Source organism: Cloacibacterium caeni (assembly GCF_907163125.1).
Classification (GTDB): Bacteria; Bacteroidota; Bacteroidia; order Flavobacteriales; family Weeksellaceae; genus Cloacibacterium; species Cloacibacterium caeni_B.
In genome coordinates this window covers 806,366-818,901 of record NZ_OU015319.1, presented here as the reverse complement: position 1 = coordinate 818,901, position 12,536 = coordinate 806,366, and the positions used below count along the sequence as shown (strand labels likewise).

Below are 12,536 nucleotides of genomic sequence, written 5' to 3'. Positions count from 1 at the left end.
ATCAAGACCTTAATTTAAGGCATTATTAATAAGTTTCTGACAAACCCAAACCTTTACCTTAAATTTGCAAAATGGAATTACAACCAATTTATGAAAAACTGCAGATTCAGGAAATGAATCAAATGCAGAAATCTACCTTTCAATCATCTGAAAACGAACAAGATATCATTTTACTTTCCCCAACAGGTTCGGGAAAAACGCTCGCATTTTTGTTTCCTGTGCTTAGAAATTTGCAAAAAGATATTTCGGGAATTCAAGCGATTATTCTGGTTCCGGCAAGAGAATTGGCACTGCAAATAGAACAAGTTTTCAAAAATATGGGAACCGATTTTAAGGTAACTATTTGCTATGGTGGTCACGATAAAAAAATTGAAATCAACAATCTTACTGAAGCTCCTGCTGTATTAATAGGAACTCCAGGAAGAATTTCTTATCATCTCAAAAATAATAATTTCGAGCCGAAAACCATTAAAACTTTGGTTTTAGATGAATTCGACAAAGCTTTAGAATTAGGTTTTGAAGAAGATATGAATTTAATTATCAGCTCTTTAAAAAATATTTCTCAGCGTTTTCTTACTTCTGCAACTGCGATGGATAATATCCCGAAATTTGTAGGATTAAACAACGAAAAAACCCTCAATTTTTTGAAATTAGGCGAAGCAAAACCTAATATTCAACTGAAAAAAGTGATGACGATTCCAGAAGAAAAACTGGAAACACTTTTTAAACTCATTTGTAAAATCGGGAACAAAAGAACGCTAATTTTCTGCAATCACAGAGATGCTGTGGATAGAATTTCTGAACTTTTAAGAGAAAAAGGCATCGATAGAGAAACCTTTCACGGTGGTATGGAACAAGACGAAAGAGAACGCGCTTTGTTGAAATTCAGAAATGATTCTACCCGAATTTTAATCACTACCGATTTGGCTTCCAGAGGTTTAGACATTCCAGAAGTAGAATCTATTGTGCATTATCAATTACCACCAAAAGAAGACGCTTTCATCCACAGAAACGGAAGAACTGCAAGAATGCATGCTAAAGGTTTTGCTTATTTAATTATGACTGAGGAAGAAAATTTCCCTTTCATTAAAGGAAATACGCCAGAAGAAAACATTACTGAAAATTACAGAATTCCGGCAAAAACGCCTTTCCAAACGATTTATATAAGCGCAGGAAAAAAGGACAAAGTCAACAAAGTAGATATTGTAGGTTACCTTATCAAAAAAGGAGAATTGTCTAAAGATGATATTGGCATCATTGAAGTAAAAGACACTACTTCTTACGTTGCAGTTGCCCGAAACAAAGTGAAAGATGTTCTGAAAAAACTTGCCAACGAAAAGCTAAAAGGCAAGAAAATAAAAATGGAAATCGCTTATTAAAATAAATGCCAAAGATAAATTTCTTTGGCATTTTTATTTCGATTTTTATTTAATTCCTGAAACATTCATTTTTAGCGTGTAAACTGATTTAGAAGCAGTTATAAACAGAGTAGAGAAATTTTCGCCACCGAAAGTTACATTTGCCGTCCAATTTTCTGGCACAGAAATATGATGAATTTGTTCTCCATTTTTATTAAAAACCGTCACTCCTTTTCCAGTTAAATAAAGGTTTCCGAGATTATCTAAAGTCATTCCATCTGAACCTAAATTGCAAAATAATTTTTTATTTGCCAATTTCCCATCTCCTTGAATGTCATACACATAAGTTTTATTGGCATCAATATCAGAAACGTACAATTTTTTCAATTTCTGACTTCCTACAATTCCATTGGGTTGAGTGAAAGTATCTAATTTGGCAATTTTACCATCAGAATTTCTGTAATACAAGTTTTTTTCTTGAATTTCTTGTTTGAAATTTTTCCAATAATCTCTCACATATAAAGGGTCTGTAAAGTAAATTCCGTTGTTTTCATCCACCCATAAATCATTAGGACCGTTTAATCTTTTGCCTTCAAAACTGGTGGTTAACACTTCTGCTACTCCATCTTCGTTGATTTTCCAAATTTCTCCGTTTTCATCAGAACACGTCAGTAAATTTCCTTTTTGGTCAAAAAAAGTTCCGTTAGCTCTTCCTGTTTTATCTAGAAATTCTTCAATTTGATTGGTTTTCCAGTTCCAAACGTAAATTTTGTCATTCGGTTGATCTGTAAAATAAACATTTCCAAACGCATCAGAAGCAGGACCTTCTGTGAAGCTAAATTGGCTGGAAACAAGCTCTATTTCTGCATTTTTTTGAACCAAATCGTTTGATATTATGGATTTTTTTGAAGAACAATTCACAATCAGAAAGAAAGCGAAGAAAAATGCAGTGATTTTTTTAAACATGAGATTTAAATTTCTTGGCAAGTTACGATAGCGCTTTAAAACAAAAAAATTTCTATCTTTGAAATTCGATTTTATAGACTATGAAACTCAATTTACCAGACAAATTATACTATTCTATAGGAGAAGTTTCAAAAGCTTTCGGTGTAAATGCTTCCTTAATCAGATATTGGGAGCAAGAATTTCCTATTATAAAACCTAAGAAAAACAAAAAAGGAAACCGTTATTTTACTCCAGAAGACATCAAAAATCTTAAAATCATTTATCATCTCGTAAAAGAAAAGGGTTATACTTTAGACGGCGCCAGAATTGCACTTACTACCAATCAAAAAATCAATGAAACGGTAGAAGTTTTAGACCGTTTAGAATTTGTGAAATCTGAACTTTTGAAACTCAAAAATTCTTTATTAGATAGAGACGAAGCCGTTTAAAAATTTCATTTAGTTTTTTTTCTGAAAATTCTTATATTTGGGTAAAACAAACACCATGAAACCCAAATTACCTTTTGAAATAAGGAAAAAGCAATTCTATGCTCTTTCTTTACTCGGAATTTTCATTGTCATATTTCAGTTAAGTTATCTTGTTTACAAAGGAAAACAAGAAACAAAATTCCCTGAAATTCATTTTACAAATAGCAATGAACCTCAACTATTTCTGACTGAATTTGACCCAAATCAGCTCAATGAAAAACAATGGGAAAACTTAGGTTTTACTGCCAAACAAGTGAAAACCATTTTAAAATATAAAGAAATTGTTGGCGGAAATTTCACTTCTAAAGAACAACTGAAAAAATGCTATTCTATCTCCGAAGAAAAGTTTGCAGAACTAGAACCCTACATTCTTTTACCCGAAAATAATTCTAAAAATTCGCAGAAAAATTTTACAAAATTTGAGCATAAAGAGCTCCAAATGAAAGGTAAATTCAATCCAGACCAATATTCTCAAAAAGATTGGGAAAAATTAGGTTTTTCGGAGAAACAAGCTGCTGCGATCATTAAATACAAGCAATATTTAGGCGGAAGTTTTGTGAGTAAAGAAAAATTTAAAGAATGTTTCATCATCAGTCCAGAAAATTACCAAAAACTCTCTCCTTTCTTGCTTCTTCCAGAAAAAACACCCGAAAATTTTGAAAGAAAATACCAAAATATAGCTTCCGAAAAACCGAAAATTCAATATTTCGAATTTGACCCAAACACTTTAGATACAAATGGTTGGCAAAAATTGGGTTTTAGCGAAAAACAAGCTATTGTAATTGTAAATTATAGAGAACGCAATCTGAAAGGCAGCTTCAAATCATTAGAAGATATTAAAAAATGCTTTGTGATTTCAGAAGAGAAATTTAATGAATTGAAACCTTATATTAAATTGAATTTCACTCAAAAAACTTCAGAAAATACAGCACAAAACCTTCCTGAAAAGGCTAAAATAGCTACTGATTTTAGCAAAACAGATTTGAATAAAATAACGTTTCAGCAACTTATAGAATTTGGTTTCGACGAAAAATCTGCTGCAAGTTTCATTGGTTTTAGAAATAAACTGGGTGGTTTTGTGAAAAGCAGTCAGATTTTAGAAACATATAATATTGACAAAAATTTAGCGGAGAAACTTATTAATATCTCTCCGCTAAATAATATGAATGTTCTAAAGTTTAGTTTATTAGATGCTCCCGAAGATTGGTTGAAAAACCATCCTTATTTCAGATATTATGCCAATAAAATCATCTATTACAGAATTAGTTTCCCGAAAGAATCTACCATTTTTGAAAAAATGAAAGCAAAACCCGAAGATGAAGCTAAAATGCGATTATACCTGAAATAGGCAATCACAAAATTACTTTTTCAAAAATTTATAAGAATTTTCATCAATTTTTAAAATATAAATACCTGTTTTATAATTTGAAACATCAATGCTATTAAAATTATTGAAAGGATTATTAATTTCTTGAATTAATTTTCCCGAAACATCATAGATAGCAGCTTTTGAAACTTTAGAAAGATTTTTACCCGTTACATAAAGCTTTTCAGTAACTGGATTTGGATAAATTTCAAATGCTAAATCTACTTTTTCAGGTTCATTTGCAGCTAAGAAACTTCCTAAACCTGTTGCATAATTCATTCCGTATTCTGTCCATTCAGAGGTATTAAAAGCATAATTAGGATTGCTTATATTAGATTTTCTGTAAAGTGATTTATCGGCATTCGTATTAGAAATTCCTCTTGAACCTACAGCATCTACCGTTTCAAATAACATTTCATAATTATTGGTAGAAGCAGTTTTTATGGTTTTAGTACCGTAAGAAAGTTCTACATATTGACTTCCCGTAAAGGTTAATGGTGTAGAATTGGTCACAAATTTATATTGATTAACATCTACTGCATCAAAATTAGATTTAGGATTAATAATCACAATACTTTCACCGTGAGCAATTTTCCCTTCTAATTGATATGGGTCTGATAAATAATAAGATGTAGTACCTTTAAATTCTATATTTAAATAATAGTTACCTAAATTCACATCGTGACCAGTAAGATTAGTAATTTCAATAGCAGTATTGTAAACATCAGAAGTACTACTTGTAGTTCCCTCAATGTATTTGGTAATCATTAAATCTTTAGCAAAATTATCTGATGACAAAGTAGTTGCAGAAATTTGATTGCTATCTGGAGAAAGTAAATATCCTTTATCATAGGCTTTTACAGTCACATTATATGCTGTAGAAGGAGATAATCTATCAATGGTAACCGAATTGGTTTTAGAATATTTTACATAAGTTCCATTTACATAAACTTTATATCCTAATACATCTGTATCTGAACTTGACGTCCACGAAAGGGTAACAAAATTCTTGCCCAGTTGCGAAATCGACAAATTAGAAGGAGCTTGAGGAGCAACTGCATCTGGTGTTTCACTCCAAATCATATTAACCCATTCTGGATGGTCTATGAAAGGATTTCTTATTTTTTGAATAGCATATACTGCATTATTTCTATCTCTTTCTTTCTGAGAAACAGGGTCTAGTTCATTCCAATCCTTAAGCATAGTAATATACCAATCTTCAAAAGCTTTTTCTTCGCTTCCATCAAGAGGCATAGTAGAAAGTTGATGATTATAAAGGTTCAGATTACCTTCGTATCTTACTGCAAAATATAATAAATATCTCGCCACATCTCCTTTGAATTCATCAATAGGTTCAAAAACAGTATTGGTGTAGCCTGGAGTTGTAGATTTACCATATTTACTTCCATTAGAAAAAGTAATATTTTCTCCTTTATTTCTAGCATATGGATAATTACTTCTTCTTTGGTTGATATACGCATCTGCAGGAATTAAATAATGCATATCAGAATACATAGGATACATTCCGTAATAAGTGCTTTGAGGCATTCCATGTTCTTTATTCCAGCCCTGACCTTCGGCTGTAGCAGAACCTATATTTTGTGACAAATCATAATTAAAACTTTCTGCAGCGGTAGGTTTTTCAGAATAAATATCTAAAATGGTGTTATCATTTTCATAATATTTATCTAAATCTGTGTAAGCATACAGTGGTCCTATTTGATTGTAACTATAAGAAAATATTTTTTGTGAAATAATTTCATGCACTTTACTTTTTAGTGCATAGCCAGTTAATCCTTCAGTTCCGTTATAATAACCAACAGGAATCTGTGCACAATAACTTATTGGCACGATAAATAAAAATAGTAAAAACTTCTTCATCTTAATTTTATGGGGACACAAATATACTACTTTATTTAACATAAAAAAACTAAGTTTACCTTTATAAAACCTGACAATCAACATGTTAAAAAACAACATGATAAAAATTTTCTATTTTTAAAATTCCTTCAAAAAAAACTCTTTTGTGCATAAAGTTTTTAAATTATATTTGAGCAAACAAAAATTTATGAACACAGAAATATTAAATAATCTCAAAATGATAGCCGAAACTGCAAGAGATTTTGCAGAAGTAAACATTAGACCTCACATTATGGAATGGGACGAAAGTCAAACTTTCCCTGTAGATTTATTCCATAAACTGGGCGAAATGGGATTTATGGGAATCATCATTCCAGAAGAATATGGAGGTTCTGGATTGGGCTATCATGAATACGTAACTATTTTAGATGAAATTTCACAAGTAGACCCTTCTATTGGTCTTTCTGTAGCTGCTCATAATTCACTTTGTACTAATCATATCTATGAATTTGGAAATGAAGAACAAAGAAAAAAATGGTTACCAAAATTAGCGAGTGGTCAAGTCATTGGAGCTTGGGGTTTAACCGAACATAATACAGGTTCTGATGCAGGAGGAATGTCTACCACTGCTGTAAAAGATGGTGACGAATGGGTGATTAATGGTGCTAAAAACTTCATTACCCATGCTATTTCTGGAGATATTGCTGTAGTAATGACCAGAACTGGCGAAAAAGGAGCACCTAATAATTCTACTGCTTTTGTTTTAGAAAAAGGAATGCCTGGATTTACTTCTGGCAAAAAAGAAAATAAACTCGGAATGCGAGCTTCTGAAACTGCAGAATTGATTTTTGACAATGTTAGAATTCCAGATTCTAACAGATTAGGAGAAGTAGGTGATGGTTTTAAACAAGCTATGAAAATCCTTGATGGAGGTAGAATTTCTATTGCTGCTCTGAGTTTAGGAATTGCAAGAGGTGCATATAAAGCTGCTCTGAAATATGCTCAAGAAAGGCATCAATTCGGGAAATCTATTTCTAATTTTCAAGCGGTAAATTTTATGTTAGCTGATATGGCAACAGAAATTGACGCAGCAGAATTACTCATCCAAAGAGCATCAGAACTTAAAAACAATAAGCAAAAAATGACCAAAGAAGGCGCTATGGCAAAACTTTACGCATCAGAAGCTTGCGTTAGAATTGCGAACAACGCTCTTCAGATTTTCGGTGGTTATGGCTATACTAAAGACTTCCCAGCGGAAAAATACTATAGAGATTCTAAACTTTGCACCATAGGAGAAGGGACTTCTGAAATCCAAAGATTAGTAATTGGTAGAGAAATTACAAGATAAAAACATAAATTCAATGTATCAAGCCATACTTTTTAAGTATGGCTTTTTTGTGAATTAAATTTAACACAAATATTAACTTTTTAAAAATTTATTAATTTAATTACTTGCTATTGATTGATATTTACTAGCTTTGTTGTCCTTTTTAAAAAATTAACTATGAAGAAGACACTACTTTCTCTTTTTGCTATTCTTTGTTTTACTTTAATTTTTGGACAAAAAGACAACTTGTGGACACCCGCAAAGAATCTAAACAACAAAGAAATTAAAGTAAACAAAAGAGCAATTAGCACGCCCACTCTGTTTAATCTAGATGTAGATAAACTGAAACAAATTATTTCGGAATCCCCTAGAAAAACAACCAAACTTTCAAAATCTGCGGTTACAGTTTCGTTTCCCGTTTCTGAAAGTGAATTTCAAAATTTCAGCATTTATAAGACTTCTAACTTCTCACCAGAACTAGAAGCTGCACATCCAGAAATAGCAACCTATTATGGTGAAAGCATTGATGGAAAATCTGCAAAAATTTATTTCAGCCTTTCTCCTCTTGGACTTTCGTCTATGCAGTTAAGACTTGGCAAAGAAGCAGTTTTTGTAGAACCTTATGACAATAACAATTCTACTTATGTAGTATATAAAAAATCAGACAAAGGAAGTTCAAAAAACAAATTTGAATGCGCTACTTCAGCAAAAAGTTCTACCGACGGTCTAAAAATGGGAAAAATCTTAAGTGCAGATGATGGCTTATTGAGAACTTATCGCTTAGCATTATCTTGTACTGGAGAATACACTCAATATTTTGGTGGAACTAAAGCTCTTGCTCTTGCAGCCATGAATAACACCATGACTAGAGTAAATGGTGTTTTCGAGAATGATTTTGCGATAAGATTAGTTCTTATTCCCGAACAGGAAAATATTATATTTACTTCTGCATCTACAGACCCTTACTCTAATGCAACTGCTGGAGCAGATGGCGCTTGGAACACAGAACTAATGAATGTATTACATGGAACTACTTACGGAATTGGTGACAGTAAATTTGATATTGGTCACTTATTCGGAGCAAGTGGTGGTGGTGGAAATGCAGGATGTATCGGTTGCGTTTGTAATAACAGCACTACTTATGATGCTACTGAACAATGGTATTGGTATAAAGGTCAAGGATATACTTCACCAGCAGATGACGTACCTTCTGGTGACAGTTTCGATATAGATTATGTAGCACACGAAATAGGACACCAATTTGGTGGAAACCACACTTTTACAGATTCTGAAGAATACACGATTGCTCAAGTAGAACCTGGAAGTGGCTCTACAATTATGGGATACGCAGGTATCACTACAGAAGATGTACAAGCGCATTCAGATCCTTATTTTCACGCAGTATCTATTCAACAAATTACAGAATATGTAAAAAGTACAAGTGGAAGCTGCTCTGTAAATACCCCTACTGGAAATAACGCTCCTACTGCAAATGCTGGAGCTGATTTTACCATTCCAAAAAGTACTCCTTTTATGCTAACTGGTAGTGCTTCTGACTCAAACGGAGATGCACTAACATACACATGGGAACAGATGGATGTTCAAAATTCTACAGTTTCTGACCCTTCGGCAACTAAAACTACTGGTCCTGCTTTTAGATCTTACAGTCCTACAACATCTCCTGTTAGATATTTCCCTAAAATGAGTTCCGTTCTAAATGGCGCAACTACAACTGCTGGTTTAGAACTTAACGTAGAAGTTTTACCATCTGTAAGCAGAACTTTAAAATTTAGATTTACAGCGAGAGATAATAAAGCTAATGGTGCAGGAAATGCTTATGATGATATGATGGTCACTGTAAGTTCAACTGCAGGACCTTTAATTATTACTTCTCAGAACGCTGCAGGGATTTCTTATCCTCAAGGTTCAAGTCAAAATGTAACTTGGAATGTAGCCAATACCAATACGCTTGCTGCAAATGTAGACATATTACTTTCTACAGACTCAGGAAACACTTGGTCTACTCTAATTACTGGAACTCCTAATGATGGATCACAAAGTGTTACCATTCCTAGTGTTACAAGTAATACTTGTAGATTTATGGTAAAAGCATCTGGAAATATTTTCTTTAATGTAAATACTGCTAATTTTTCCATAACCGCACCAGATACAGAAAATCCTACAGCTCCTACCTTATCAGCAAATAATACAACTTCTACCAAGACTACATTATCTTGGACAGGAGCTACTGATAACGTAGCAGTGGCAAGTTATGATATTTACAAAGATGGAACTTTGGTTGCAAATTCTACCACTTCTCCTTACACAGTAACAGGATTATCTGCTTCTACAAGTTATGTTTTCACGGTAAAAGCAAAAGATGCTTCTAATAATATTTCTGTAAGCAGCAACGCTGTTACAGTTACGACATTAGCTCCAGACACAGAGGCTCCTACAGCTCCTTCACTGTCAGCTTCTGGAACTACAAATGTTTCTACAACTTTAACATTTACAGGAGCTACAGATAATATTGGCGTAACTGCTTATGAAATTTACAAAGATGGAGCGTTAATCGCTAACGTAAATAACTCTCCTTACACAGTAACTGGACTTAGCGCATCTACTACTTATATTTTTACAGTAAAAGCAAAAGATGATGCAGGAAATGTTTCTCCATTAAGCAATGCAGTTTCTGTAACCACTTTAGCTGCTCCTGCCGCTACAGAACTTTACATTTCAGAATATTACGAAGGTACTAGCAATAATAAAGTACTAGAAATTACCAATCCTACTCTTTCTGCAATTTCTTTAAGTTCATACTCTATAAAGAAACAAGCAGATGGTTCCGGCGCATGGAATAACGAACTTAAACTCACAGGCACAATTAACCCAAAATCTACTCTTGTACTTAAAAACACTTCCACCTCATTACCTTGTAGCTTTACTGCGCAAAGTGTAGGTAGTGCCCCAATAGATTTTAACGGTAATGACCCAGTAGGTTTATTCAAAAATAGTACATTGATTGATGTTGTAGGAACATTTAATAGTTCTTCTAATTTTGCTAAAGACACGGATTTAAGAAGAAATGTAATTATTCCAAATCCAGTATATACTCCATCAGAATGGGACGTTCTTGCTATTACAACTACAGTTCCTAATTGTGATAATCTTGGAATTGCAAATCCTGCAAGTGCACTAGGCGTGAAAGACACTACATTAAATCCTACAGATGTAGTGATTCTTCCAAATCCTGTAAAAGGAGATGTAATGATGGTGAAAAACCTAAAAAACAATTCTAACTACGAAATCCTAGATTTCTCTGGAAAATTAGTTCAAAAAGGAAAACTCACGAATGATACCATTCATGTAAATGGTCTTCCAAAAGGTAATTATATCCTAAAAATAGAGCAAGTTTCTAAGATTTTCATCAAAGAATAAAATCATTCATTAAATTTAATCATGAAGGCAACTAAAATTTAGTTGCCTTTATTTATTTGTCGATTTTAAATTATATTTTTGTTCAAAATTCAACTTCAAATTAATTAAATGGAAAAAATTGACAGTTTAAACCAAGTTGCAGAATTTCACAGAACTTTCAACGCACCTATTTTAGAAAATCCACAGATTCCTTCTGCAGAAAGATGCAACCTAAGAATAGCTTTACTTCAGGAAGAATTAAACGAACTGAAACAAGCCATTGAAGACCAAGACATCGTAGAAATTGCAGATGCACTTTGTGATTTACAATATGTACTTTCTGGCGCAGTTCTTGAATTTGGTTTAGGCGAAAAATTTGTAGATTTGTTTAATGAAGTACAGCGTTCTAACATGTCAAAAGCTTGTGAAACAGAAGAAAAAGCCCAAGAAACTGTAGAATTTTACACTTCTAAAGGAGAAGAAGCTTATTACGAAAAATCTGGAGATAAATATAATGTATACAGAGTTTCAGACAATAAAGTTTTAAAAAATAAGTACTATTCTAGTGCAAATCTAAAAAGTATATTAGAAAAATAAACACATAATTTTGAAAAAAATGAAAAAAATAATCACATTAATCATTTTAGGTATGGCACTTAATTCTTGCGCTCAAAAAGTAATCATCAATAGAGAAATTGACACTCCAGAATACGGAAAAATGCTTCTAGGAAGCCAATCTTTAGACCAATTTCAAAAAGAGCCTTACAAAGCTTGGTATGATGAAAATTACACCATCTATCCTATCGACAAAACCGCTCTAGAAGGCTTAAAGAAAGAAAAAATCAATTCATATAATATCATCGTATTTCTAGGAACTTGGTGCGGAGACAGCAAAAGAAATTTCCCTAGACTGATGAAAATTCTAGAAGAAACCAAATTCCCTGAAAGCAAACTCCAAATCATTGGGGTAAACAGACAGAAACAAGCTCCAGATGGTGAAGAAGTAAAATATAACATTACGCACGTTCCTACAATAATCGTAGAAAAATATGGCAAGGAAATTGGTAGAATAACCGAAGAACCAGAAACTGGTTTTATTGAAAAAGATTTATTGAACATTATCAAAAAATAATGAATTACATTAAACAAATCATTGGTTTTACCTTAGGTGTAATCCTTACTTTATTGCTCGTTTATTTTTTTAGAAATATTGGCAAAAATGACGACCAAGTTTCTACAGATTACTATGTGCTCACCAACCAAATTTCTAAAATGAATAAAATGGTGGTGATAGAACAAGATTTTTCAAACTTGCAAAAAACCAAAATCACCAATCAACTTTTCGGAATCAAAGGTTTACCTTCTAGTGAAAAAGAAATCGTGATTTTTACCAAAGCAAAAGCACAAGTAACTTATGATTTAAAAAAAATGAAAATCGAGGTAGATTCTGCTGATAAAAAACTGATTATCAAAGAAATCCCAAATGCTGACATCAAGATTTTTACAGATGCGGAAATCACTTCGCTTGACGATTCATTTTTCGACCGTTTTTCCGAAGAAGATTTCAAAAGAATTTCCAATAATGCTAGAAAAAATGCCGAAAAAACCGTTGACCAAAATAAGTTGAGAACAGAAGGCAGAAAACAATTAATGACAAATCTGAATGAAATTTTCGTTTTAGCGAAAGCATTGAATTATGAAATCATAGACGAAACGCAAAGTTTTGATTTATCTAAATTCTAGAAACTTTTCACAATATTGTATAACATATTTCC

General features: G+C 32.6%; 10 protein-coding genes. 8 read left to right on the top strand and 2 right to left on the bottom strand.

Going from position 1 to position 12,536, the window contains the following annotated elements:
* Window positions 1-71: 71 nt before the first annotated feature.
* Window positions 72-1,379: a DEAD/DEAH box helicase gene (locus tag KKQ79_RS03745; RefSeq protein WP_213189046.1), complete on the top strand. Its 1,308-nt coding sequence runs from the start codon at window positions 72-74 to the stop codon at window positions 1,377-1,379.
* 45 nt (window positions 1,380-1,424) lie between these two features.
* On the opposite strand, the gene KKQ79_RS03740 is transcribed toward KKQ79_RS03745, so the two are convergent.
* Window positions 1,425-2,324, bottom strand: a complete 900-nt coding sequence (locus KKQ79_RS03740) for an SMP-30/gluconolactonase/LRE family protein (protein WP_213189045.1) — start codon at window positions 2,322-2,324, stop codon at window positions 1,425-1,427.
* Window positions 2,325-2,404: 80 nt separating this feature from the next.
* On the opposite strand from KKQ79_RS03740, the gene KKQ79_RS03735 reads away from it, so the two are divergent.
* Together KKQ79_RS03735 and KKQ79_RS03730 are read left to right on the top strand one after the other, a co-directional pair.
* Window positions 2,405-2,752, top strand: coding sequence for a MerR family transcriptional regulator (locus KKQ79_RS03735; RefSeq protein ID WP_069799204.1), 348 nt, complete (start codon window positions 2,405-2,407; stop codon window positions 2,750-2,752).
* A 55-nt stretch (window positions 2,753-2,807) separates the two neighbouring features.
* The gene (locus tag KKQ79_RS03730) at window positions 2,808-4,139 is read left to right on the top strand and encodes a ComEA family DNA-binding protein (RefSeq protein ID WP_213189044.1); all 1,332 of its coding nucleotides are present in this window, start codon (window positions 2,808-2,810) and stop codon (window positions 4,137-4,139) included.
* Window positions 4,140-4,151: 12 nt separating this feature from the next.
* Here KKQ79_RS03730 and KKQ79_RS03725 read toward each other — a convergent pair whose 3' ends face one another.
* A complete protein-coding gene (locus tag KKQ79_RS03725; protein ID WP_213189043.1) occupies window positions 4,152-6,038 on the bottom strand; it encodes an endonuclease in 1,887 nt (628 codons plus the stop codon).
* Between the two features lie 187 nt (window positions 6,039-6,225).
* Between KKQ79_RS03725 and KKQ79_RS03720 the strand changes: the two genes are divergently transcribed.
* From KKQ79_RS03720 to KKQ79_RS03700, 5 genes are all read left to right on the top strand, one after another.
* A complete protein-coding gene (locus KKQ79_RS03720; RefSeq protein ID WP_213189042.1) occupies window positions 6,226-7,365 on the top strand; it encodes an acyl-CoA dehydrogenase family protein in 1,140 nt (379 codons plus the stop codon).
* Window positions 7,366-7,521: 156 nt separating this feature from the next.
* Window positions 7,522-10,782, top strand: a complete 3,261-nt coding sequence (locus tag KKQ79_RS03715) for a zinc-dependent metalloprotease (RefSeq protein ID WP_213189041.1) — start codon at window positions 7,522-7,524, stop codon at window positions 10,780-10,782.
* 108 nt (window positions 10,783-10,890) lie between these two features.
* Window positions 10,891-11,358 carry a pyrophosphohydrolase domain-containing protein gene (locus KKQ79_RS03710; protein ID WP_213189040.1) on the top strand — a complete coding sequence of 156 codons (468 nt, stop codon included), beginning with the start codon at window positions 10,891-10,893 and terminating at the stop codon, window positions 11,356-11,358.
* Window positions 11,359-11,377: 19 nt separating this feature from the next.
* Complete coding sequence (locus KKQ79_RS03705) at window positions 11,378-11,893, top strand: TlpA family protein disulfide reductase (RefSeq protein ID WP_213189039.1); 516 nt, start codon at window positions 11,378-11,380, stop codon at window positions 11,891-11,893.
* Complete coding sequence (locus KKQ79_RS03700) at window positions 11,893-12,504, top strand: DUF4230 domain-containing protein (RefSeq protein ID WP_213189038.1); 612 nt, start codon at window positions 11,893-11,895, stop codon at window positions 12,502-12,504. The genes KKQ79_RS03705 and KKQ79_RS03700 overlap by 1 nt, the downstream gene beginning before the upstream one ends.
* Window positions 12,505-12,536: the final 32 nt, after the last annotated feature.

Coding starts and splice junctions, on each gene's coding strand:
- KKQ79_RS03745 (WP_213189046.1), top strand. CDS start 72: ATGGAATTACAACCAATTTATGAAAAACTGCAGATTCAGGAAATGAAT.
- KKQ79_RS03740 (WP_213189045.1), bottom strand. CDS start 2,324: ATGTTTAAAAAAATCACTGCATTTTTCTTCGCTTTCTTTCTGATTGTG.
- KKQ79_RS03735 (WP_069799204.1), top strand. CDS start 2,405: ATGAAACTCAATTTACCAGACAAATTATACTATTCTATAGGAGAAGTT.
- KKQ79_RS03730 (WP_213189044.1), top strand. CDS start 2,808: ATGAAACCCAAATTACCTTTTGAAATAAGGAAAAAGCAATTCTATGCT.
- KKQ79_RS03725 (WP_213189043.1), bottom strand. CDS start 6,038: ATGAAGAAGTTTTTACTATTTTTATTTATCGTGCCAATAAGTTATTGT.
- KKQ79_RS03720 (WP_213189042.1), top strand. CDS start 6,226: ATGAACACAGAAATATTAAATAATCTCAAAATGATAGCCGAAACTGCA.
- KKQ79_RS03715 (WP_213189041.1), top strand. CDS start 7,522: ATGAAGAAGACACTACTTTCTCTTTTTGCTATTCTTTGTTTTACTTTA.
- KKQ79_RS03710 (WP_213189040.1), top strand. CDS start 10,891: ATGGAAAAAATTGACAGTTTAAACCAAGTTGCAGAATTTCACAGAACT.
- KKQ79_RS03705 (WP_213189039.1), top strand. CDS start 11,378: ATGAAAAAAATAATCACATTAATCATTTTAGGTATGGCACTTAATTCT.
- KKQ79_RS03700 (WP_213189038.1), top strand. CDS start 11,893: ATGAATTACATTAAACAAATCATTGGTTTTACCTTAGGTGTAATCCTT.